The sequence below is a fragment of the Ruegeria sp. AG1 genome (assembly GCF_056541705.1).
This window is the reverse complement of sequence record NZ_JBQFYU010000001.1, coordinates 293,325-315,738: the sequence shown is the minus strand read 5'-3', so window position 1 is coordinate 315,738 and position 22,414 is coordinate 293,325. Positions and strand designations below refer to the sequence as shown.

Sequence of the window (22,414 nt, the reverse complement as noted above, 5' to 3'; positions counted from 1 at the left end):
CGGTCAGAACGGAACGTCGTCTTTGGTCGTCAGGAAACGGGAAACGACCTTTTTCACGCCTGCTTTGTCGAAATCGACCTCGACCTTGTCCCCTTCGATGCCGATCACCGCGCCATAGCCGAATTTCTGGTGAAACACCCGCTCACCCAAGGTGAAACTGGCAATGGCCGTGGCATCAATCACCGTATTTCGGCTTTCTTTCGGCTGGGACATCCCATATTGGCCCTGCCGTGCCTGCATCCGCTTCCAGCCCGGGGAGTTATAGACATTCGCCTCGGCCGCGCGGGTTTCGATCGTCGCAGCTGGTTGCCCGCCACCATACAGCCCCGGAGGCGTCAGAACCTCCACATGATCCTCAGGCAATTCGTCGATGAACCGCGACGGCATCGCGTTCTGCCATTGCCCGAACACTCGCCGATTGGCCGCGAAAGAAATCGTGCAGACCTCCTCAGCGCGGGTAATGCCCACATATGCCAGACGCCGTTCTTCCTCGAGACCCTTGAGGCCCGATTCATCCATGGAGCGTTGCGAGGGGAACAAACCGTCCTCCCACCCCGGCAGGAACACGGCGGGAAACTCCAACCCCTTTGCCGCGTGCAAGGTCATGATCGAAACCTTCGCCCCGTCGCCCTCTTGTTCATTGTCCATCACCAGGCTGACATGCTCCAAAAACCCTTGCAGGTTCTCGAAATTGTCTAGCTGATTCACCAGTTCCTTGAGGTTCTCTAGCCGACCCGGAGCCTCGGGCGTCTTGTCGTTTTGCCAATGCCCGGTATAGCCAGATTCGTCCAAGATGATCTGCGCCAGCTCGATATGCGTGTGCTCCGGCATGCCATAGCGAATGGGCGACACCCCGTCGTCAATAACCGAGTCGTCATCGACCTCGATCCGAGGCCCCCGCGTCAGCCCATTCCACCGCGCCAACCCGTCGATCAGTTCGCGCAGCGCTTTGACACCTCTCGCGCCGATCAGTTTTTCTTCAACGACAATCCGAGCGCCTTCTACCAGCGACACCCCATGTTCCCGCGCCACAACCTGAATCGTCTGTTGCGCCTTATCGCCGAGGCCGCGTTTGGGCGTGTTCACGATCCGCTCGAATGCCAGATCGTCCTCGGGGCTGACCACCAGCCGGAAATAGGCCATGGCATCGCGAATCTCCATCCGCTCATAGAACCGAGGGCCGCCGATCACCTTGTAAGGTAGACCAATCGTCAGAAACCGATCCTCAAACGCGCGCATTTGGTGTGACGCGCGGACCAGAATAGCGATCTGGTCGAGGTTCATCGGCCGCACACCACGCGTGCCGCCCTGCATCGCGTCTATCTCTTCCCCGATCCAGCGCGCCTCTTCCTCACCATCCCAATGGCCGATCAGTCGAACTTTTTCACCGTCTTCGGCATCGGTCCAAAGCTCTTTGCCCAGACGGCCTTCATTGCCACGGATCACATTCGACGCAGCCGCCAGAATATGGGGGGTCGAGCGGTAGTTCTGCTCCAACCGCACCACGAAGGCGCCGGGAAAGTCTTTTTCGAACCGCAGGATGTTGCCCACCTCGGCGCCGCGCCAGCCATAGATCGACTGGTCATCATCACCCACGCAACAGATGTTCTTGTGCCCTCCGGCCAGCAGACGCAGCCAGAGGTACTGGGCGACGTTGGTATCCTGATATTCATCCACAAGGATGTAGCGGAACCAGCGCTGGTATTGCTCCAGCACGTCCTGATGGGTTTGGAAAATCGTGACCATGTGCAGCAGCAGGTCACCGAAATCCACCGCATTCAACTCGCGCAGGCGGGTCTGGTACTGGGCATATAGCTCCACACCCTTGTTGTTATAGGCTCCAGCATCCGCAACCGGCACTTTGTCAGGCGTCAAAGCGCGGTTCTTCCAGTCGTCGAAAATTCCGGCCAGCATCCGCGCTGGCCAGCGCTTGTCATCTATGTTGGCAGCCCGCAACAGTTGCTTGAGCAAACGCAACTGATCATCACTGTCCAAAATGGTGAAATTCGACTTCAGATCGACAAGCTCGGCGTGGCGACGCAGCAGTTTGACGCAGATCGCGTGGAAGGTTCCCAGCCATGGCATCCCTTCGGCGGGCTGGTCGAGAAGACGGCCCACCCGCTCTTTCATCTCGCGCGCAGCCTTGTTGGTGAAGGTCACGGCTAGAATCTCGTTCGGGCGCGCTTTGGCGGTAGTTAGAAGATGCGCAATCCGTGTGGTCAGAGCCTTGGTTTTTCCTGTTCCCGCGCCCGCAAGCATCAGCACCGGACCGTCCAACTGCTCAACCGCTTCTCGCTGCGCGGGATTGAGGCCGTCCAGATAGGGCGTAGGTCGCGCGGCCATGGCCCGCGCCGATAGCGATGCGCCCTCAAAGGCGTCCATTTCATCAAAACTGCTCATATCGGCAAACTACGCTGGATGGGCCAAAAGGAAAAGGGTTTGTTCACGCCTTGTTCGCGCGAATTTTCCGTCGAGGTCTTACAAATCTTAATCACTTTCGCACCCCCACATGCAAGGAAGTTAACACTCTGTCAAAACCTCTTGCCGATGCTGCTCTGCACTTTGTGGGAGAACGCGGGTATGGAACAGACGGCAAAAGCACGCCTTATGGGCAAGCTGAAGGTCTTTGTCAGCACGGCAGTGCTGATCGCTCTGACGGCTTTGGCCGGTTGGGGGATATATACGCTGCCTGCCCCGCTTGTGGACCGCATGCTGGAATCGGATCTGCGGCATCACGCCGTACGCCTTGAAAGGAAAGTGGAAAGTCAGCTTTTTGACGTCAAGACCAGTTTCGAACGACATATCCTCAGCCAACATGATGAGGCTTTTCTGAGCTTGCTGTCAGAAACCTCGGATATCTACCGCTTCAAACTGTTCGATTCCTCGGGTGAGGTGTTCTGGTCAACCCGCGATGACGATGTCGGTTCGGTGAATACCAAACCTTATTTCAAGGACGTGGTGGCCATGGGCAACCTGTTCTACAAGCATGAGGAAAAGCCCATCGCCGAGGTGGACTCTCTGAACGCCGATCAGTTGGAGAATCTGGACAGCAACACCCGCCACGTGGCCGAAATTTATACGCCTGTGATTCAAAGCGGAAAATTCCTCGGCGCGATTGAGTTCTATTCCGACATCACGGATGTGAGGAACCTGTTCATTGATCGGGTTCGCATGTCGCTGATCGCGATCAGTGCGGTGGTCCTGCTGGCCTTGTCGGCGGTGATCCTGATCGTGCATCGCAACAATCGCAGGCAATTGGGCGTGCTGCGCGTGCGTGCGGAGAAAGAACGAGAGTTGATGGACGACCAACTGCGTCTCGCGCGTGAGGTCCGGTTGCTGGGTGAATTGAATGAATGGCTGCAATCCAGCCGCTCTCTGGATGAGCTGTTCGACATGGTCTCGCGCTTCATGACCCACATCCTGCCCGAGGCTGAAGGCAGCGTTTATGTCTATTCCAATTCACGCGATGTTCTGGACGGATGCGCCAGTTGGAACGGCGGCACCCACAAGGCGCATATCCACCCCGAGGGCTGCTGGGGCTTGCGCCGTGGACGGACCTATGAATTCGGTGCCTCCGAGATTGATTTTGTCTGCGAGCATGCCGAACCCCATGACGGTCGGGCCTATTTCTGCTTTCCGATACTCGCGCATGGCGAAACGGTCGGTCTGTTGCACCTGCGCGCGCATGAAGGAAAGTGTGAGGCGTTTCATGCCAGCAAGAAACTGGCGCAGCTTTGTGCGGAACAGATCAGCATGGCGATTGCCAATGTGCGGATGCGCGATCAGTTGCATGACCAGTCCGTGCGCGATCCTCTGACAGGGTTGTTCAACCGACGCCACATGACCGACAGTCTCCGCCGGGGAATCAGCCGCAGCCAACAAACCGGAGCACCGCTCAGCCTGATTGCAGTGGATGTGGATCATTTCAAGAAATTCAACGACACACATGGGCATGACGCGGGTGATATGGTTCTGCGCGCCGTGGGCGCCGCCTTGGAACAGGGGTGCGACCGCGATGAAATCGCCTGCCGCATCGGTGGCGAGGAGTTCATGCTGATTCTCCCCGACAACACGCCGGATGATGCGGTGACACGGGCTGAAACTCTGCGTCAGGCAGTCGAGGCGGTGTCGGTCAGATATGGCGAAAAGTCCCTGCCGCGGATCACGATCTCGGTCGGGGTAGCGCATTACCCTGCACATGGGACGATGCCGCAAGACTTGATGCGAGCGGCCGATGATGCCCTCTATTCAGCCAAGGATAACGGCCGAAATCAGGTGCGCGTTGCAAGTGGTCATACCGACTCGGCGGCTGAATGTCCGGGGCCAAAATCGCTCAAACAGAAGCCTGATGCGGCGTGATCCTCTTGCCGAATCGCAGCGCAGGTTGGATCAAGCGCCATGGACCTGCACAGCACCTATCCCGGCATTGCCGACCTGAAACACCGCGCCCGACGGCGGCTTCCGCATTTTGTTTGGGAGTATACCGAAAGCGGAACAGGGACCGAAACGGCCATGCTTCGAAACCGAACAGCACTGGATTCAGTGCGGCTACTCCCCGCGGTTCTAAAGGGTGAACTGGAATATGACACCAGCACGCGCTTTCTGGGGCAGGAGTGCCCACTTCCCTTCGGAATCGCGCCGATCGGCATGTCGGGTATGATCTGGCCGGACGCAGAAGGCATTTTGGCGCGTGCGGCTGCGCAGGCCTCTCTGCCCTACACATTGTCAACGGTGGCCAGCCAATCCCCGGAGGATCTGGCCCCTCATCTGGGTGAAAACGCCTGGTTCCAGCTTTACCCGCCTAGGGATCCCGAGATTCGGGCAGATTTTATGGCCCGCGCCCGACAGGCAGGATTTAAAACTTTAGTCCTGACAGCAGATGTTCCTGTCGCGTCCCGCAGAGAGCGTCAGACACGCTCAGGGCTGACCCATCCGCCAAGGCTGACGCCGAGATTGCTGGCCCAAGTCGCGCGGCGCCCCGCTTGGGCGTTTGGGATGCTGCGACAGGGCATGCCCAAAATGCGCACGTTGGAAAAGTACATCGACAACACAAAATCGATGCCGCTCACGGCCCATGTCGGATACTTGCTGCGCACGTCACCGGACATGGAATACGTCAAACGGTTGCGCGATCAGTGGGATGGGTCCTTCGTAGTCAAGGGAATCATGCGCCCAGACGATGCCGAAATGCTTGAACGAGCCGGGGTGGACGCGCTTTGGGTTTCGAACCACGGAGGCCGTCAATTTGACGGTGCCCCCGCCAGCATCGAAGTTCTACCGGAGATTCGCAGCGCCACCAGCTTGCCTCTGATCTTCGACAGCGGCATCGAAGGCGGGTTGGACATCCTTCGCGCTTTGTCCAAAGGGGCCGATTTCGTCATGCTTGGACGGGCCTTCTTGTATGGGCTGGCAGCACTTGGCCCCAAGGGACCAGCTCATGTGATTGACCTGTTGCGGCAGGATATGCTCGCAAATATGGGGCAGATGGGCCTTGCCGACCTGACGCAAATCAAGACGATTCATCACGAAGATTGATGCTGCGACGCAGCAACGCTAAAAGAAACGCGCGAACAATGGCCGTTTGCGAGCGTTAACATGCCGGTTATACCCAGAACCACTGATACACCTGCGCGTATTCTCCGCCTATGAACACGGCCGAAACACCAAGACCGGGACCCAAAATGACCGATTTCAAGAAGATCCTGATCGCCAATCGCGGCGAGATTGCCATTCGCGTGATGCGCGCAGCCAACGAGATGGGTAAACGCACCGTTGCGGTCTTTGCCGAAGAAGACAAGTTAGGCCTGCACCGCTTCAAGGCGGACGAAGCCTACCGAATTGGCGAAGGTCTTGGCCCCGTCGCGGCATATCTGTCGATTGACGAGATCATCCGCGTTGCCAAGGAATCGGGTGCGGACGCGATCCATCCCGGCTACGGCCTGTTGTCCGAGAACCCGGACTTCGTGGATGCCTGTGTTCAAAACGGCATCACCTTCATCGGCCCCAAGGCCGAAACCATGCGTGCCCTGGGCGACAAGGCTAGCGCCCGCAAGGTGGCGATTGCCGCCGACGTGCCGGTTATCCCTGCCACAGAGGTTCTGGGTGATGATATGGCCGCGATCAAGAAAGAGGCGGCCGAGATCGGCTACCCATTGATGCTGAAGGCCAGCTGGGGTGGCGGTGGGCGCGGCATGCGCCCAATCCTGTCCGAGGATGAGCTGGAAGAGAAAGTTCTGGAAGGCCGCCGCGAGGCCGAGGCCGCATTTGGCAATGGCGAAGGCTATCTGGAAAAGATGATCACCCGCGCCCGTCACGTCGAGGTTCAGATCCTCGGCGATAAGCACGGTGAGATCTATCACCTCTATGAGCGTGACTGCTCGGTCCAACGCCGGAACCAGAAGGTGGTTGAACGCGCCCCTGCCCCCTATCTGACCGAAGAACAACGCGCCGAGATTTGCGAACTGGGCCGCCGCATCTGCGCCCATGTGAACTATGAATGCGCTGGCACCGTCGAATTCCTGATGGATATGAATACCGGCAAGTTCTACTTCATTGAAGTGAACCCTCGCGTTCAAGTGGAACACACCGTCACCGAAGAGGTCACTGGCATCGACATCGTTCAGGCTCAGATACTGATCGCCGAGGGCAAGACACTGGCCGAGGCCACTGGCAAAACCAACCAAGATGAGATCCGCCTTAACGGCCACGCGCTGCAGACCCGTGTGACCACCGAAGACCCGCTAAACAACTTCATCCCGGACTATGGCCGCATCACCGCCTATCGCTCGGCAACTGGCATGGGCATCCGTCTGGACGGCGGCACCGCCTATGCGGGCGGCGTGATCACGCGCTACTACGACTCGCTGCTGACCAAGGTCACTGCTTGGGCGCCGACGCCCGAAAAGGCGATCGCCCGGATGGACCGTGCCCTGCGTGAATTCCGCGTGCGCGGCGTCTCTACCAACATCGCATTTGTGGAAAACCTGCTGAAGCACCCAACCTTCCTGTCGAATGAATACACCACCAAGTTCATCGACGAGACACCGGACCTGTTCGCCTTCAAAAAGCGCCGTGACCGGGGCACCAAGGTTCTGACCTATATCGCGGACATCACCGTCAACGGTCACCCCGAAACCAAGGATCGCCCTGAGCCGCGCGCCGACCTGAAAGAGGCGAAAGCCCCAGCTCAGAAAGCCGAACCCCAGATGGGGACCCGCAACCTGCTGGAGCAAAAGGGCCCGCAGGCCGTGGCCGACTGGATGAAGGCCCAGCGTCAGCTACTGATCACCGACACCACCATGCGGGACGGTCACCAGTCGTTGCTGGCGACACGGATGCGCTCGATCGATATGATCAAGGTCGCGCCCAGCTATGCCGCGAACCTGCCGCAGCTGTTCTCAGTGGAATGCTGGGGTGGCGCGACATTCGACGTGGCCTATCGCTTCTTGCAGGAATGCCCGTGGCAACGCCTGCGTGACCTGCGCGAGGGGATGCCGAACCTGATGACCCAGATGCTGCTGCGCGGCGCAAACGGTGTCGGCTATACCAACTACCCTGACAATGTGGTGCAGGAGTTTGTGCGCCAGGCCTCGCAAGGGATCGACGTGTTCCGCGTGTTCGACTCGCTCAACTGGGTTGAAAACATGCGCGTTGCGATGGATGCAGTCGTTGAAAGCGGCAAGATCTGCGAAGGCACCGTTTGCTATACTGGCGATATTCTGGACCCGGATCGCTCGAAATACGATCTGAAATACTATGTCGGCATGGCGAAAGAGCTGCGCGATGCAGGGGCGCATATTCTGGGCTTGAAAGACATGGCAGGTCTTCTGAAACCGGCCTCGGCCAAGATCCTGATCCGCGCGCTGAAGGAAGAGGTCGGCCTGCCGATCCACTTCCACACACATGACACCGCAGGCATCGCCAGCGCCACCATTCTGGCGGCGTCTGAGGCCGGCGTCGACGCGGTGGATTGCGCGATGGACAGCTTCTCAGGCAACACGTCTCAGGCGACGCTGGGCACCGTGGTTGAAGCGCTGCGCCATACCGAGCGGGACACTGGCCTCGACATCAAGTCGATCCGAGAGATCAGCGATTACTTCGAGGCCGTACGTGGCCAGTACGCGGCCTTTGAATCCAGCCTGCAGGCCCCGGCCTCCGAGGTGTATCTGCACGAGATGCCCGGCGGCCAGTTCACCAACCTCAAGGCTCAAGCGCGCTCTCTGGGGCTTGAAGAGCGCTGGCACGCGGTCGCGCAAACCTATGCTGACGTGAACCAGATGTTCGGTGACATCGTGAAGGTGACGCCGTCGTCCAAGGTTGTCGGTGACATGGCGCTGATGATGGTCAGCCAGGGCCTGACGCGAGAGGAAGTGGAAAGCCCAACAACCGATGTGGCCTTTCCCGACTCGGTCGTGGATATGATGCGCGGCAACCTGGGCCAGCCTCCCGGTGGTTTCCCGCCTGCAATCCTTCAGAAAGTCCTCAAGGATGAGGCCCCCAATACCGAGCGTCCGGGCAAGAACGTACCTGCCGTTGATCTCGAGGCCACCCGCGCCGACCTGTCCAAGCAACTGGACGGCAAAGAGGTCGATGACGAGGATCTGAACGGCTACCTGATGTATCCAAAGGTGTTCCTCGACTATATGGGCCGTCACCGCACCTATGGTCCGGTGCGCACCCTGCCTACCCGCACCTTTTTCTACGGAATGGAGCCGGGCGAAGAGATCACGGCCGAGATTGACCCAGGCAAGACGCTGGAAATCCGTTGTCAGGCCATTGGTGAGACCGACGAGAAAGGCGAGGTCAAAGTGTTCTTCGAACTCAACGGCCAGCCCCGCGTCATTCGAGTACCCAACCGTCTTGTGACAGCCACTACACAGGCCCGCCCGAAGGCTGAAGTCGGAAATACCAACCACATCGGCGCACCGATGCCGGGTGTTGTGGCTACTGTTGCGGTCACCGCAGGCCAAGAAGTCAAGGAAGGCGATCTGCTGCTGACCATTGAGGCGATGAAGATGGAAACCGGCATCCACGCCGAACGCGACGCCGTGGTCTCTGCCATCCATGTCCAGCCCGGCGGCCAAATTGACGCAAAGGACCTGCTGGTCGAACTGGAATAACCAGTTTAGTTTTCAAAGGCACAAGGGCCGCTCGGGGAACCGGGCGGCCTTTTTCATACTCAGGAGGAACACGATGCTGTCCATCACCCCAGTTTACGCCTCGTTGCTGGCGATCCTTTACATTGTGCTGAGCTTCATGGTCATCAGCCAGCGCCGCAGTGACAAGGTCTCTTATGGCGATGGTGGCAAGCCGGACATGCTTAAGGTTATACGGACGCATTCCAATTTCATCGAATACACGCCCTTTGCACTGCTGCTGATCACCATGGTCGAGCTTCAGGGCGCCGGGGCGTTGATGCTGAACCTGTTGGGGCTCTGTCTGTTAAGCGGCCGCCTATTGCACGCCTACGGCTTTGGCCGCAGCCCGCAGATCGTGATTCTGCGTCAGATCGGGATGGTCCTGACCTTCACTGCTATCCTCGTTGCGGCAATTGCGAACCTCGTGTTGGCGCTTTGAGCCAAGCATCCGTTTTTTGGCGAACGCCTATATTTTTCGACCCGATGCGATCAAGCTACGATGGAAGGATGCCAACGGTTCCATTGGCTGCCTCCAGTTAAAATCGTAGCGTATGAACAACGTTGCAAACTGAGTAAATTACCGGGTTGCGGGCCAAAAAATTTTGCCATATACGCCTGCTCATCCAGTTGGCCGTTGCCCAACGAACATAGACCAAAATGTTCAAGGTAGCGCCCTAACTTTTGAAACTTAGCCTTTCGTGGCTTGATCTGAATGCAAAGAAGATCTGCCTCTGCACCAAAGGACCAAGTTGAAAAAGTGCCCCTATAGCTCAGCTGGTAGAGCAACTGATTTGTAATCAGTAGGTCCGCGGTTCGAGTCCGTGTGGGGGCACCAATTTTTTCAAAGACTTACGCGGCGATCTCATGCCTAACACTCGCTTCGGGTAAGCGTAGGGTAAGCGTAGATGCCGATTTTCCCCTTTACATTCGCCTGATGGTTGTATGCCTCTTCAGGCAAGGGAGGAACTGATGGGACACATCAGGCTTGGCACTTTGCCTCGGTCCAGGAAGTGGCGCGAGGTCGTTGATCTGATCGCAACCGATGCGTCAGTCGAAGAGATCGCCGAGGCGGCGGCTGAGGCATCAGACAAAGATCTCGCGCGCGCGAGTCGTGACCCTCGGTTTCAGTTTGTAAGTGATCTCCTCGTGAGGCTGCCTTTGCTTGCAAGGGCTCCGGGCTTCGAAGACGCTTTGGCTGACTTGGGCATTGCGACGTCGGAACTCGGTTCAGTGACCGGCTTGCTGGCCGGTTTGGATCGTGCCATTGATCGCAACAGCTTCGATCTCCGAAGTTCCTCAGATGCAGGAGAATTGGCGAAGGTCGCGCTCTTGGAAAGCCTTTCCGTTCAGCTGCACGACCGGTTGCCATCCCTGTTTGAACCGACACCGCAAGAAATTCGCCAAGCACTCGCGAGCTTCGCCTCGGGCGATGCATTTGCGAGACTCTCGCGGGATTTCTTTGCCCGGCTGACATACCGCTCGCTAGACTACTATCTGAGCCGGGAACTCGCCAATCACACTGGCGAGGATCGACGCTTTTCAACTGATGCACAGCGAGTGGCATTTCAACAAGCCCTCGCCCAGCACACATTTGAAGTGTCTAGAATTGTCGAAGAATATGCTGGCGGCTGGTATGGCAAAACCGTCTGGCAGAAGCAGGCGCTTGATCGCGATGCAATAGACAAGTTCACAGCTTACGCTTTCAAAAAGATGCGCTCGGAGTTTGGGCGCCGTCGCGCCGTTGTCTGAAGTTGAAGTCAGATGGTTGCCGCCGCTGACAAAAAGCGGCGGTGATGAAGTTCTGCGTCTCGACATTGCTGGCCGCGAAGTTGCAATGACGCTGCGGATTGGACAATTGAACCGTCAATTGGTCGAGGCCCTGCAGGATCGTGCACTCGATTTGCTGGAGATTGCCGCGCTTGTCTATTGCGCGGACGCAGCAGTCAGCCGTGGTGGCCCGGCGGATCAAAAGATGGGTGAGAAGTGGCACAGACGGTTCGTAGCCACAATGCCGGTTCGCGATCTGGATTTCTGGCAACGTGAGAGCGTAACACAGGCTCTGGAAGAAACGTTGATGTTTCTATCCGGCGACCGCTTTGAATTTTCTTTTTCGACCAAAGACGAACCGGATGCAGAGCGATCGCGCTTCTTCAAATTCGGCCGAAATAGTTCATGGAAGCCCCACCGCGTCCTGATGTTTTCCGGCGGACTCTATTCCTTTGCGGGCGCTGTGGAAGAAATCGTGGAACAGAAGCATCGGGTTGCTTTGGTCAGTCATGCCTCGTCCACGAAAATAGCGCCGGTCCAGAAACGGCTGATATCAGCGTTGAGCAAACGGTACGGACCGGAAACGTGCCGTCACATTCCCATGACCGCCCAGTTGAAGAGCCGATCGACCGCGGAAAGAACGCATCGCACACGCTCATTCTTGTTTGCGGTACTTGGGTCGATCACTGCAACGGCCTTTGGACTTGACCGCGTGTCGTTCCATGAAAACGGGGTCGTGAGCCTCAACCTACCGCCGGTCGGCAACGTCGTTGGAACACGAGCGACGCGAACCACGCATCCCAAGACACTGAAGCTCTTCACTGGTCTTCTGCGGCTTGTTTTCGAGAACGATATGCGCGTCGACAATCCCTACTTCGCGCGCACTAAAGCTGAAGTCGTGGAGCGCATCTCCCAACTTGGGATCGCAGACCAGATCGTTGAGACGCGCAGTTGCGCTGATGTGCATAATCAAACCCATCAATACTTCCATTGTGGGCGCTGTTCGCAGTGTATCGATCGGCGGTTCGCGATGCTTTCAAAGGGGTTGGAGCGATTTGACTCGGAAGATGCCTATCGCGTGGACCTTGTGTCGGACTCTAGACCGAACGGGACCGACCGGGAGATGGCGTTGTCCTACGTACGCAATGCAGTGTTCTTCGAGAACGCCACACCAGATGCGCTGGCCCGTAGTTTCCCGGTTGTTCTGGACGCGGTCAATCATCTCGACAGTCCACCAGACACAGCAATGTCGATGATCGCAGATTTGCTTAACCGCCACGGCAAGGCGGTCACATCTGTGATGCGCAGAACTCTCGAAAGCAAGTCACCCGGCGAGTTCCCAGAACAGAGTTTGCCAAGACTATATGGCGAGATGCAGAGCGCCTTGTCCTTGCCATTCGTGCCAGCTCCCTCAGTTGAAAAAAACGAGAATGAGAAACCACCGCTGACCATAGAAATCGACAAAACCTCACGTTTGGTTTTGATCGGCGAACATATTGAGCTTAAGAAAAACGCCACAGCGGATCTGTTGATCGTTTTGGCTGAAGAGTGGCTCCGTGCGGCAGGCAAAGGTCGCGAACCTTTGGAATTTCCCTGCTTGAAGTCTGGCGACCTCGTCAAAAAATTAGGCGTTGAATCCGACGAAGTCGTTAGGCGGAGAATACTGACCGCGCGAAGAACGATTGCAAAGAGATTCGAGTCCGCTGGTCTGTCAGTTGATAAGCCCGAAGAGTTGATGGAAAATCTCTCTTGGAACGGATACCGGCTTGCTCCCGAACGCGTGGTCGTTCGGGTGCGCCACCGGAGCTGATCATTCATCTATTGCCGCGTCCTCGTCTGGCAACGGTCCACGGCGGCGATACCGCCCCATCAGTTCGACCTGACGACCAGGTGAAACGGAACCATAGGAGCTGAACGTCGTCATCACGTCGTTGTGTCCCATGTTCTGCGACCAGGCTTTGTAATCCTCTGGTGTCCTGCAGTGAAGTTTTGCCAGTTCTGCGATCGTATCTCGCACGCGGTGCGGCGAAAACGGTGGCAGCCCGGCGTTGACGAAAGCTTGCTTGAAGATCCTGGCCGCTGACGACGGGCCGGCCCACGGGTCGCGCGCGATACCTAATGCCTCAAAGCGTCTGGACGGGCCAACAGCGACGCGCGTCTTTGGGAACAGAGGATCCGTGTCCGAGAAAAGATGGTCCTGACGAAGCTCTGTGATCCAGTCTCGCAGAATCCTTTCGACATCATCACCGAAGGGAAAGAAACTGGTCGTGAAGGACTTTCCAAACTTTGTATCCACAGAACGGCCGTCAAACTGCACACATTTATTGACTAGATCGACATGACGCAGTTGCACGGTGATGGCGGCACCTTCACGTGATCCGGTCAAGAAGAGGAAGGCGATCAGGGCGCGGTCACGGCGCTGGACCACTGTTTCTGCAGGCGCGATGGACAAAAGGTGATTTAGTTGTTCATGGGACGGATGCGGCTTCCACAGGGTGCTGCGACGGGCCTGTTCCGATTTGCGATCCGGCGTGAGATAGGCAATGTCTGCGCGCGAGATCCTGGACTTGTACCCCGGTTGGTCCGCCATCCAGTCAAAAAGCTTCATGACGTCGCGCAACACACCGTTGATCGTAGCTGCTGACAGTGGCGCGCCCGTACGTTCATTGCGCAGACCTTGCAGATGGCGTTTGAACGCACGCGCCCTTTCTGAGTGGAACGCCCTGCAGTCCTTACCTTTGAGCCATTTATCATAGATGGCAATCGATGCTGCGGCTTTGTCGATCGAAGATTGCGACAGTCCCTTTGCGTCCTTCAGCCAGACAAGGTGTTTGCGCTTGATGCGCAGGTTATCCGAGGTGTGTTTTGGCATAGGTCTCGGGCTCCTCTTTCAAGGTCACTTTTGAATGGGGTTCGGTACAGGACACTAATCTTGGGGAGGCTTGTTGAAGTGTGACCTCCAGTTTGGCCTGAATGGCTTCCAGATCTGAACGGCGAATGATCTTGTTCATGACCGCACCGCACGTCGGACAGAGGGCTGTTAGGCGGCCGCTGGAAGCTGTTTCCTGAACATAATCCGCAATCTTGCCGTCAGGTTCACGCGGACCTCTGCAACTGAGGCAGTAGCAGTGATGCAATGCCAGCTTGCACCGCGCTTTGCGCTGTCTTTGTCCGAGGAAGTCCTTGAGCACATGTCCTTCGATCAACCAAGGCTTGCTGCTGGTATCAGCCGCAAGTCCGTTGTTCCCAATCCAGCGAATGACGGTTTGGCGATGACATCCTAAAAAGTCCGCCACCTCCCAGGCCGTATAGACAATGTGCGATTTGACTTTGTGTGAGGGGAAGGACTTTGCCATTACACACCCTCCCCGGAAATCATTCCGCATGTATTCTGGCAGACCTGCGCCTCCTCAAAGGCTTCGATCACGCTTTTGTCGTACAAAACGCGCGCGCCGATCTTTAAAAACCTGGGGCCCTTTCCGAGCCAGCGCCATTGCTCCAGCGTCCGCGGCGACATGTGCCACCGCTCCGCCAGCTGATCTTGTGTCAACTTGGGCATATCAACCTCAACTGCTCACTGCGGCACGAGGAAGTTCGGTCCGCTTCTGTTGAACAAAGTGAGGGTTCGGATCTCTAAAATCTGTGGCCGCCGTCAATAAGGCCGTGACACATTCTAGGGCTAAATCATTGATATTATGTGACTTGAATCAGAAAGGTGTGACCCATCCGCAAAATGCGTGACCTTGCCATCCAAATCGCAGGGGCTCAGCGGCTGCAAATGACCCGAAAGGTGACGTTAATCAAAAATGCTTGGAAGACGGCTTCGAGCCCAGCAGAGACATCTCCACATCCTCGCACTACAATCGGTCGAAATGGAGACGGAACGCCATACCGGAAAAGAACCTAGGATTTTCCGAGGCAGGATTGTTGTGCCAGCAGAACTATCGGCCTGTGAGCGGCGAGCACTGTCGAACATACTGTATTCAGTACATCAAAAGATCTTTGCGGGCGTTTCCGCCGAAGAATTTCATCAGCACGTGATAGAACCGCCGGCAGAAGCAACATCCATCCAGCTTTACTACGCGGCAGACCAAAGTGTTATTGGTTATTGTGCAGTTCACCGTTATCGACGCCAAGTGCATGGGCGCAGCGTCATTGTATTGCGGGCAGAGGCTGGGTTGGCACCTGGGTTTCGCGGGCGCGGCGCAACTTACGGCTTCGGGATCGTACGTGCTTTAACTGAAAAGCTAAGCCACCCATTCACCCCAGTGTACTATCTCGGCACACTCGTTCACACGTCGAGCTATCACCTGTTCTGCAAGTATTTTCGGCGAATTTTCCCGCACCCGAATGTTAAGCCGCCCGCTGATACTCAGGTAATCGCTCGCCAGCTCATAGAAAGCTTCTCTGATCCGGCAGTTCGTCCAGAAGACCCGTTTGTGCGTGACGTCGGATGGGTCACTATCGAAACACCGCAAGAAAAACGTCTCAACGAACGGCTTGATCCATCAGACGTTCAGTTTTTTAAGCTACGCAATCCAGGTTATACAAAGGGTCATGGCCTTGTCGTTTTAATTCCGATGACCTGGTTCAACCTTTTAGGAGCACTTCTTTCACGTCTTCACGAGCGCACGCGTATCGCTTCCGGAATTCATAAACCCGACCTTTGATTGAACGGTGACTTTGCCTGCAGAGCGGTCATTCAAGCAAAGCGCAGCGAACTACCGCTTCGAACCAAAAATGCACAATGCTGCAACCGGCACAAATGTCTTCTTTGATCATACGTTGGTGATTCAGGTACTTGCTAAATTTCCTGCCATGGGTCGTATTCCAGCCTGCCTTGCCGAGTTTTCAAGTTAACCTCGTCGGAGACCAACCAGCGAGAAAAACGAATGCCACCAATTGACCTGATCGCCTTACGCCACGAATTTCACAGAATGCCCGAACTCGGGTTTGCTGAAGAAAACACGAAGGCACGGGTTGCGAGTATCCTTCAAGATCTCGGAATCGAGACCCATGTCGGCGCGGGTGTTGTTGGTGTCCTTAAACGCGGGACAGGGAATCGTGCCATCGGTCTACGAGCCGACATGGACGCACTGCCGATACATGAGGCCAGCAGCCATGACTATGTCTCCCAGACGGCTGGTGTTATGCATGCGTGCGGGCATGACGGCCATATGACAATGCTCTTGGGCGCGGCGGCGGCCCTTGCTGAAGAGCCCGATTTTGATGGCACGGTGGTGTTCATTTTCCAACCCAACGAAGAACACGGATTGGGCGCACAAGCCATGATTGCCGAGGGTGTGCTAGAGCGTTTTCCCGTTGAGGAAGTCTATGCCATTCACAATCTTCCTTCCGCGCCGGTGGGGCAGATTTCCACGCGGCCCGGTCAAATCTGTTCGAGCGAAAGCCTGTTTGAAATTCTGATCGAAGGACAAGGAGGTCACGCCTCCATGCCGCAGGTTGGGCGGGATGCGATTACCATCGGGGCAGAGATTGTGCAGGCCTTGCAAACCATCGTCTCGCGCAAGCTTGCTCCGGGCGCGGGTGTTGTCGTTTCGGTAACGGAATTCCTGGCCGATGGTCAGCGCAATGTCCTACCTGGTGTCGCAACCCTCAAAGGGGACGTACGCGCACGGACGCCAGAGGAACGCGAGGAGGTCGCGCGGCTTATGCGCCAGCTTGCCGAAGGTATCGGAGCCGCCCACGGAGTAAAAGTATCTATGACATTTGACACAGAATTCGTCGAGACGATCAATGCCCCGGAACAAACTCGCGCAGTCGTAGACGCGGCTCTCGCTTTAGGGCTGGAGACTGAAGGCAATCGCGAACCCATGAGTTTCTCGGAGGATTTTGCGCACTTCTCGGCCGCTGTTCCGGGGTGCTTCTTGCTGCTCGGCAACGGGCAAGAGGGGCCGTGTGGCCAACCGCTCCATTCGGACGACTATGATTTCAACGATGATCTGTTGCCAATTGGGGTCGCGTTTTGGGCACAACTAGTGCGTGACCGCCTGCCGGTAGCAGGAAACGGATGCGATTGACCATGTTAGAATCCCGCATGAATAGGCTTCGCGTCGAAATGGGCAAAAAAGGCCTTGATGTCGCTCTCATCACCGATGACGACAATGTCTATTACCTGACAGGGTACTACGACTATTTGCATATGGAATTTGGCCGCCCGACCATATTGGTGGTGCCGCGCGACGGTTCCAGCCTGTTGATCACACCCACAATTGACCTCATCGCTGCTCAATCTGCGGCGTGTGTAGACAAGATTGCGGCATGGAATGACGGAATGGGGGTGGAATGGCGCGCTGAACTACCTACCGTCGTCAAAGGTGCCAGGCGTATTGGAATAGAGCCCAATCACATGCCAGCCCTTGTGCGCGCATATATTGATGAACTGGTTGGTGCGCAAAATCTCACCTCGGTCACACCGATCCTGTCCGAGATGCGGATGATCAAATCCGACCGAGAGTTACTGCTAGCACGCCATGCAGGTCAGGTCGCAGACGCCATGATGAACGCCGGTCGCGCTGCCATCGGGGATGGTACGCCAGAATACGAAGTAGCCCTTGCCACATCACAAGCAGGGACACGCAAAGCGGCGGAACTTCTGAACGCGCACTACGAAGACGCCGATATGTCGCCGAATACGCACTTCCTGCAAATTATGGCTTCGGGCGAGGCAATCACAAAGACCCATCACCGCGCCACCACACGTATCATGCGGCGCGGCGAGCCGGTGTTCCTCTGCTTGTGCGGCATGACCAATTTTCACCGCTTCAAGCTAGGCTTTGACCGAACCTTTTGGATTGGCGAGATTAATGACCCATCTCAGGCCGCGGTCTATGAGGTCGCACTGGCCAGTCAGCAAGCCGCGCTTAAAGCGTTGCGACCCGGTGTAACAGCAGAAAGCGTTCACTCTGCATATGCAGAAGTTATTCAAGGTGCAGGATATGAGTATCCTTTTCGTTGTGGCCGCGCGACAGGTTTCAGCTTTCTGGAAACTCCGCAACTGGTTACTGGCGACACAACAATACTCCAGCCAGGTATGGTTTTTGCAGTGGATGGATCTGTGTCTGTAGACACCTTCCGTGCCCAGATCGGTGACAGTTTTATCATAACGCAAGACGGCTATGAGCCAGTGACCAATCATCCAAAGACAATTGATCAACTCATCTTGTGATCAGTCTTGAATAGCCATCCCAATTTTAGCGAAGCTGTTCGAATGATAGAAAACGGCCATTGGTTTTGATGCAGTGAAAGCTCACTCTGTCGGCAATGCGGACATTCAGCGGAATTAACTGAAAGTCTGCTTCGAGCCCAGAAATACCGAATGCTACGCAATGCACGAATGGCTGCTTTTGCTCATCTGCCGCTAACCATACCAGAAATCATTGCGCCTAACGCGACAAGGTGGACAAGCATGAGTGCCTTGTCATTCCATAGAGCGCCAACGGCGAACCAACCAACGACACCGACAAGAAACATGTATAGGTTCCAAGGTGCCCAGCCAAAACCCGTTGCAGTGTATCCCATGATCTGAACGGCGGATGCGCCCCACTTGACCGCGAAGACAAGGCGCTCGCGAGGCGATCCAAGGACCAAAGCATCAGACTGCACGGGTCAAGCCTCCGTCGATACGCAGGTTTTGTCCCGTCATGTAGCCACCATCTTCTGAGGAGAGCCACGAAATAAGAGAAGACACCTCCGACGCCAACCCGTAACGCCCTATGGGAATACGCGCTTTGCGGTCTTCGGTTTCGGGCAGGCTGTCGATGAAGCCCGGAAGGACGTTGTTCATACGAATGTTCTCTGACGCAAATTTGTCCGAGTAGAGCTTCGAGAATGCAGCAAGCCCGGCCCGGAATACCCCCGACGTTGGAAAAAGAGGGTCGGGTTCGAATGCCGCAAAGGTCGAGATGTTGATGATTGCTCCGCCGCCCTGCGCCTGCATTGTGGGTGTGACAAGCCTTGTCGGGCGGATTACGTTCATCAGGTAGACTTCCATCCCTTTATGCCATTCGTCGTCGCTGATTTCGAGAACCGGACCCTTCGGTCCGTGGCCAGCAGAGTTCACCAAGACATCAATACGGCCCCAACGATCCTTCGCACCCTCGACCAAAGCGTTCAGCGCTTCTCCGTCAAGGTTAGAGCCGGTCACGCCAAAGCCGCCGAGTTCGCCGCCGAGCGCCTCACCCTTGCCGGACGAGGACAGGATGCCAACCTTGAACCCATCTTCCGCCAATTTACGGGCTGCATCCGCTCCCATGCCGCTACCGCCCGCTGTGACCAGAGCTACTTTTTCTACTGACATAACGAGTGTCCTTTCATGATTGGACTATATATGGCTCGCTCAATGAGAAAGTACGATTGAGAATTGATGTTACATGACAGTAGAAATACTATCGCAAAATGACTGACCTTCCCCCGCTCAATAGTTTGCGTGCTTTCGATGCAGCAGGCCGCCGCCTTAGTTTCCGAGCCGCCGCCGATGAATTGGGCGTCACTCAAGGGGCCGTGGCGCAACAAGTGCGTCAGCTCGAAGCGCATCTTGATGTGGCCTTGTTTGAACGGGTGCCTAAGGGCCTACGGTTTACATCGGTCGGACGCAGCTTTCACAACCGGATAGCTGACGTGTTCGAAGACCTTCGATCCGCAACGGCAGAGTTGAAGCCAGAGCCGAACAAAGTCCTTATCAGCGTCACCCCGACGTTCGCAGCAAAATGGCTGATCCCCAACTTACCGGACTTTTCGGCAGCATATCCGAATATTGATTTGCGGATCATGGCAACTGAGAAAATCTCGAGCTTTCATAGCGACGGGATAGACCTTGCAGTGCGCCAAGGGTCGCCACCCTTCAGCGCGTCACTGGACGTAACGCTTTTGTTCAAGCAATCGCTCATCGCGGTGGCCGCGCCAAAATTCGCGGCCAAGGACGGTAGTCTCCTTGAGCCAGGAACCCTCACTAAACTGCCGAAGATCCATGACACCCATGATCTATGGCCCAGCTACCTTGCGCAATTAGGCGTCAAGGACCAGTCTCCCCGTGACCTCCGCTTGAGCCAAACGTCGCTTGCGGTCGACGCTGCCATCGCTGGACAAGGCGTGGCCTTGGTAAGCCGGTTTCTAGTAGCTCATGACATTGAAGCCGGACGCTTGGTCGAGGTTGGTGCAGCCTGGGTCGTGGGTAAAAATGACTTCTATGTCCTCATGTCGCGGGCCACTAAAAACCATGAGGCAGTAGCCAACGTTGTGGCATGGCTCAAGTTGCGCTCCGCCGAAGATACCTAAGTGCCTTGAATGGAAAGCAGTCATTCGCATCATTTCGGCGAATGGTAGCTTTGTCCGCAAAACGGTCATTCGTCGCAACTCTGTTCAATGTCTGCTTCGCGGACATAGCTGCCGTCCACTTAGCACAAGGTAATGACCGCTCGCAGTCCAAAGAGGGCACCAAAATGTACTGCGCTAAGTAGGCTCGCGCACAAAACGCAAAGCTGGACTCAGGCAATTTCTTTGAAATCACAATTGATTTTGCAGCGAATGGCTCGGCAAAAACGCAAAAGATCCAGTGTCAAATTTTGATTCAGCTGCTTTTCTCAATAGTGTTGGAAAGCAGAAAATTATTGATCGCAAGTCGCCAATCATAAGGGTTAAGGTTGCAGAATGAAACTCTCGTATCTCCTTCACGGTCACGTAACCCATCAACTTTACTGGCTATCACATTGCGCTTCGCGGCAAGCGCTTCGTCCAGCACAAGTCCGTAAGCCTCCCAACGCGAGGGAATCGCAATGATATCAACGGCTTGATAAGCCTCTGCTGGATCTTTGGCATGACCCCTAAATTCGATGCGCGGGTCACCTTCTGCTAACGCCTCAAGGTATGAACGCTGACTGCCTTCACCAAAGATCAACAAGCGCGCGCCCGGCGTTCGGGTTGACCGAAAGCCCTGGATCAGGATGTCGAACCCTTTCTGCTGTTCAAGCCGCCCGATGGCACCAATTGTGGTCTTTGACTTGGGCGGCATCGTGTTGCTAGACAACTGCTCAAGATCAACGGTCGGAGGAATGACGGTTAGTTTTTCCGAAGCAGCCAGGCGTCGTTCCTTCATCCAATCCGACTGCGCATGGCTGACCGCGACCACCTGATCGAAGAAGGAATAGATCACCCGCAGCATCGCAAAGAACCGGCGCTTGTGCGGGACATTCAGGGCGGTGAATGCCCGGGTGTAGCTGTGTTCGACATGGACCAGTCGCGTGTCCAGATGCATTGCGCGAAGGGCCGAGAACGCGGGCAGGCTTCTCCAACTTGGTACGACGTGGGACACGATGACATCCGCATTCAGTTTGCCCCAAGAAAATGCGGTCCGTTTGATCTTCAACACCTTTTGCTCGACCGCGCCGGACAGATCTGACTGCGCTAAAAGATGGTCGAGCATCCGCATCACGCCACCCGCAGTGGTGTCGTCTACCAGGTGGAGGATCTTTTTCTGTTCCATGATGACGCCTCTCTCAAATCGATTGCAGTTTGGATTTCATTTGTGCCACCCGGGTGATCGGGCCGGGTCCAAAAGTTTTCAACGCAAGGGCTGCGGCGAAAGTGCTGAACGATTTCATAGGTTCCTCAAGCACCGGGCGGAGGCTTTCCTGGACGCTTCGCGCAAACAACTCCCAAGCTTTGTCCCGATCGAGGTTGGTGATGGCCCGCCGCGCCAGATAGCGCAGCTGATAAGCGCGGGCCGAGGGTTCGTGCCGGGTGAAGAATTCAGGGTTCAGCGGGCGCAGCTTCGCGACCATCCGCTCCCACGCCTCTAGCTGACGATCCAAAGCGGCGGACAGCCCGCCTGCATTGATCCGGTAGTGGGTCAGCAGCCCCGGAACGCCTTCGATCTGCCAATCGGTCTTCAGCATCAACCGCATCCAGCATTCGATATCCTCGGACTGCCGGAAGGTCTCATCGAAGACCCAATCCCGCTCGGTTTCAAAGCTCGGGCGATAGGCCAGAGCCTCCAGCACAGTCTTTCGAATAACGGCCGCCGATCCATTGCCGATTGGGTTGCGGTTCAGAACATGTGCTGCGGTCACATCCTTCAGGCGGGGTGCTTGTTTGATCCCCATCGCGCACCCCGCCTCGTCGATCAAGGCACTGCCGGAGTAACTAACCCCCACATCCGGTTCGGCCTTGAGATGGTGAATATGAGCCGCCAGCTTCTCGGGCATCCACAGATCGTCGGCGTCGCAAAAACCGATGAACGTACCCCGCGCGGCAGCGATGCCGGTGTTTCTGGCCCCCGCCAGCCCGCGGTTGGCTTGCTGGACAATTCGTACGCGTGGATCGCTTTGGCACGCGCGGGCGATCTCGGCGGTCGCGTCCTGCGATCCGTCATCGACGATGATGATTTCGAAATCGTCGTAGGTTTGCGCCTGCAGCGAGTCGAGCGTTTCGGCCAGGGTTGCTTCGGTGTTGTAGGCCGGTACGACAATGGATGCTGTAGGCATGGTGATCTC

General features: G+C 56.3%; 18 protein-coding genes and 1 tRNA gene. 11 read left to right on the top strand and 8 right to left on the bottom strand.

The window, feature by feature from the left end; translation table 11 throughout:
- Window positions 1–3: 3 nt before the first annotated feature.
- Window positions 4–2,400, bottom strand: coding sequence for an ATP-dependent helicase (locus tag ACR0B5_RS01590; protein ID WP_480537959.1), 2,397 nt, complete (start codon window positions 2,398–2,400; stop codon window positions 4–6).
- A 180-nt stretch (window positions 2,401–2,580) separates the two neighbouring features.
- Here ACR0B5_RS01590 and ACR0B5_RS01585 point away from each other — a divergent pair, with 180 nt between their 5' ends.
- The 7 genes from ACR0B5_RS01585 to ACR0B5_RS01555 all read left to right on the top strand — a co-directional run bounded on the left by ACR0B5_RS01585 (window position 2,581) and on the right by ACR0B5_RS01555 (window position 12,714).
- Window positions 2,581–4,359 carry a sensor domain-containing diguanylate cyclase gene (locus ACR0B5_RS01585; protein ID WP_480537957.1) on the top strand — a complete coding sequence of 593 codons (1,779 nt, stop codon included), beginning with the start codon at window positions 2,581–2,583 and terminating at the stop codon, window positions 4,357–4,359.
- A gap of 39 nt (window positions 4,360–4,398) precedes the next feature.
- On the top strand, window positions 4,399–5,535 hold the full coding sequence (locus ACR0B5_RS01580; protein ID WP_480537955.1) for an alpha-hydroxy acid oxidase: 1,137 nt from the start codon (window positions 4,399–4,401) through the stop codon (window positions 5,533–5,535).
- Window positions 5,536–5,681: 146 nt separating this feature from the next.
- The gene (locus ACR0B5_RS01575) at window positions 5,682–9,119 is read left to right on the top strand and encodes a pyruvate carboxylase (RefSeq protein ID WP_480537953.1); all 3,438 of its coding nucleotides are present in this window, start codon (window positions 5,682–5,684) and stop codon (window positions 9,117–9,119) included.
- A gap of 73 nt (window positions 9,120–9,192) precedes the next feature.
- The gene (locus ACR0B5_RS01570; protein ID WP_170468037.1) at window positions 9,193–9,576 is read left to right on the top strand and encodes an MAPEG family protein; all 384 of its coding nucleotides are present in this window, start codon (window positions 9,193–9,195) and stop codon (window positions 9,574–9,576) included.
- A gap of 320 nt (window positions 9,577–9,896) precedes the next feature.
- Window positions 9,897–9,972 (top strand) — tRNA-Thr (locus ACR0B5_RS01565).
- Window positions 9,973–10,106: 134 nt separating this feature from the next.
- The gene (locus tag ACR0B5_RS01560) at window positions 10,107–10,886 is read left to right on the top strand and encodes a hypothetical protein (protein ID WP_480537951.1); all 780 of its coding nucleotides are present in this window, start codon (window positions 10,107–10,109) and stop codon (window positions 10,884–10,886) included.
- Window positions 10,879–12,714 carry a 7-cyano-7-deazaguanine synthase gene (locus ACR0B5_RS01555; RefSeq protein ID WP_480537949.1) on the top strand — a complete coding sequence of 612 codons (1,836 nt, stop codon included), beginning with the start codon at window positions 10,879–10,881 and terminating at the stop codon, window positions 12,712–12,714. The genes ACR0B5_RS01560 and ACR0B5_RS01555 overlap by 8 nt, the downstream gene beginning before the upstream one ends.
- Here ACR0B5_RS01555 and ACR0B5_RS01550 read toward each other — a convergent pair whose 3' ends face one another.
- The 3 genes from ACR0B5_RS01550 to ACR0B5_RS01540 are packed head-to-tail and all read right to left on the bottom strand — an operon-like array spanning window position 12,715 to window position 14,463.
- Window positions 12,715–13,776, bottom strand: coding sequence for a tyrosine-type recombinase/integrase (locus tag ACR0B5_RS01550; RefSeq protein WP_480537947.1), 1,062 nt, complete (start codon window positions 13,774–13,776; stop codon window positions 12,715–12,717).
- Window positions 13,754–14,260, bottom strand: a complete 507-nt coding sequence (locus tag ACR0B5_RS01545) for a helix-turn-helix domain-containing protein (protein ID WP_480537945.1) — start codon at window positions 14,258–14,260, stop codon at window positions 13,754–13,756. The genes ACR0B5_RS01550 and ACR0B5_RS01545 overlap by 23 nt, the downstream gene beginning before the upstream one ends.
- Window positions 14,260–14,463, bottom strand: coding sequence for a helix-turn-helix domain-containing protein (locus tag ACR0B5_RS01540; protein WP_480537943.1), 204 nt, complete (start codon window positions 14,461–14,463; stop codon window positions 14,260–14,262). Before ACR0B5_RS01540 ends, ACR0B5_RS01545 begins: the two co-directional genes overlap by 1 nt.
- Window positions 14,464–14,776: 313 nt before the next feature.
- On the opposite strand from ACR0B5_RS01540, the gene ACR0B5_RS01535 reads away from it, so the two are divergent.
- The 3 genes from ACR0B5_RS01535 to ACR0B5_RS01525 all read left to right on the top strand — a co-directional run bounded on the left by ACR0B5_RS01535 (window position 14,777) and on the right by ACR0B5_RS01525 (window position 18,093).
- Window positions 14,777–15,574, top strand: a complete 798-nt coding sequence (locus ACR0B5_RS01535) for a hypothetical protein (RefSeq protein ID WP_480537941.1) — start codon at window positions 14,777–14,779, stop codon at window positions 15,572–15,574.
- A 222-nt stretch (window positions 15,575–15,796) separates the two neighbouring features.
- Window positions 15,797–16,945 (top strand): amidohydrolase, encoded by a 1,149-nt coding sequence (locus ACR0B5_RS01530; RefSeq protein WP_480537939.1) that lies wholly within the window; start codon window positions 15,797–15,799, stop codon window positions 16,943–16,945.
- Window positions 16,936–18,093, top strand: coding sequence for a M24 family metallopeptidase (locus ACR0B5_RS01525; RefSeq protein ID WP_480537937.1), 1,158 nt, complete (start codon window positions 16,936–16,938; stop codon window positions 18,091–18,093). The genes ACR0B5_RS01530 and ACR0B5_RS01525 overlap by 10 nt, the downstream gene beginning before the upstream one ends.
- Before the next feature lie 182 nt (window positions 18,094–18,275).
- On the opposite strand, the gene ACR0B5_RS01520 is transcribed toward ACR0B5_RS01525, so the two are convergent.
- A complete protein-coding gene (locus tag ACR0B5_RS01520; protein ID WP_480537935.1) occupies window positions 18,276–18,530 on the bottom strand; it encodes a DUF6552 family protein in 255 nt (84 codons plus the stop codon).
- Window positions 18,520–19,224, bottom strand: coding sequence for an SDR family oxidoreductase (locus ACR0B5_RS01515; RefSeq protein WP_480537933.1), 705 nt, complete (start codon window positions 19,222–19,224; stop codon window positions 18,520–18,522). The genes ACR0B5_RS01520 and ACR0B5_RS01515 overlap by 11 nt, the downstream gene beginning before the upstream one ends.
- A 98-nt stretch (window positions 19,225–19,322) precedes the next feature.
- On the opposite strand from ACR0B5_RS01515, the gene ACR0B5_RS01510 reads away from it, so the two are divergent.
- Window positions 19,323–20,201 (top strand): LysR substrate-binding domain-containing protein, encoded by an 879-nt coding sequence (locus ACR0B5_RS01510; protein ID WP_480537931.1) that lies wholly within the window; start codon window positions 19,323–19,325, stop codon window positions 20,199–20,201.
- A gap of 292 nt (window positions 20,202–20,493) precedes the next feature.
- Here ACR0B5_RS01510 and ACR0B5_RS01505 read toward each other — a convergent pair whose 3' ends face one another.
- Both ACR0B5_RS01505 and ACR0B5_RS01500 read right to left on the bottom strand, forming a co-directional pair.
- Complete coding sequence (locus ACR0B5_RS01505; protein WP_480537929.1) at window positions 20,494–21,405, bottom strand: glycosyltransferase family 4 protein; 912 nt, start codon at window positions 21,403–21,405, stop codon at window positions 20,494–20,496.
- Between the two features lie 13 nt (window positions 21,406–21,418).
- Window positions 21,419–22,405: a glycosyltransferase family 2 protein gene (locus ACR0B5_RS01500; protein ID WP_480537927.1), complete on the bottom strand. Its 987-nt coding sequence runs from the start codon at window positions 22,403–22,405 to the stop codon at window positions 21,419–21,421.
- Between the last annotated feature and the right edge of the window lie 9 nt (window positions 22,406–22,414).

Excerpts from the sequence above, each read along its gene's own strand:
- ACR0B5_RS01590 (WP_480537959.1), bottom strand. The coding sequence starts at position 2,400 with ATGAGCAGTTTTGATGAAATGGACGCCTTTGAGGGCGCATCGCTATCG.
- ACR0B5_RS01585 (WP_480537957.1), top strand. The coding sequence starts at position 2,581 with ATGGAACAGACGGCAAAAGCACGCCTTATGGGCAAGCTGAAGGTCTTT.
- ACR0B5_RS01580 (WP_480537955.1), top strand. The coding sequence starts at position 4,399 with ATGGACCTGCACAGCACCTATCCCGGCATTGCCGACCTGAAACACCGC.
- ACR0B5_RS01575 (WP_480537953.1), top strand. The coding sequence starts at position 5,682 with ATGACCGATTTCAAGAAGATCCTGATCGCCAATCGCGGCGAGATTGCC.
- ACR0B5_RS01570 (WP_170468037.1), top strand. The coding sequence starts at position 9,193 with ATGCTGTCCATCACCCCAGTTTACGCCTCGTTGCTGGCGATCCTTTAC.
- ACR0B5_RS01560 (WP_480537951.1), top strand. The coding sequence starts at position 10,107 with ATGGGACACATCAGGCTTGGCACTTTGCCTCGGTCCAGGAAGTGGCGC.
- ACR0B5_RS01550 (WP_480537947.1), bottom strand. The coding sequence starts at position 13,776 with ATGCCAAAACACACCTCGGATAACCTGCGCATCAAGCGCAAACACCTT.
- ACR0B5_RS01545 (WP_480537945.1), bottom strand. The coding sequence starts at position 14,260 with ATGGCAAAGTCCTTCCCCTCACACAAAGTCAAATCGCACATTGTCTAT.
- ACR0B5_RS01540 (WP_480537943.1), bottom strand. The coding sequence starts at position 14,463 with ATGCCCAAGTTGACACAAGATCAGCTGGCGGAGCGGTGGCACATGTCG.
- ACR0B5_RS01535 (WP_480537941.1), top strand. The coding sequence starts at position 14,777 with ATGGAGACGGAACGCCATACCGGAAAAGAACCTAGGATTTTCCGAGGC.
- ACR0B5_RS01530 (WP_480537939.1), top strand. The coding sequence starts at position 15,797 with ATGCCACCAATTGACCTGATCGCCTTACGCCACGAATTTCACAGAATG.
- ACR0B5_RS01525 (WP_480537937.1), top strand. The coding sequence starts at position 16,936 with ATGCGATTGACCATGTTAGAATCCCGCATGAATAGGCTTCGCGTCGAA.
- ACR0B5_RS01515 (WP_480537933.1), bottom strand. The coding sequence starts at position 19,224 with ATGTCAGTAGAAAAAGTAGCTCTGGTCACAGCGGGCGGTAGCGGCATG.
- ACR0B5_RS01510 (WP_480537931.1), top strand. The coding sequence starts at position 19,323 with ATGACTGACCTTCCCCCGCTCAATAGTTTGCGTGCTTTCGATGCAGCA.
- ACR0B5_RS01505 (WP_480537929.1), bottom strand. The coding sequence starts at position 21,405 with ATGGAACAGAAAAAGATCCTCCACCTGGTAGACGACACCACTGCGGGT.
- ACR0B5_RS01500 (WP_480537927.1), bottom strand. The coding sequence starts at position 22,405 with ATGCCTACAGCATCCATTGTCGTACCGGCCTACAACACCGAAGCAACC.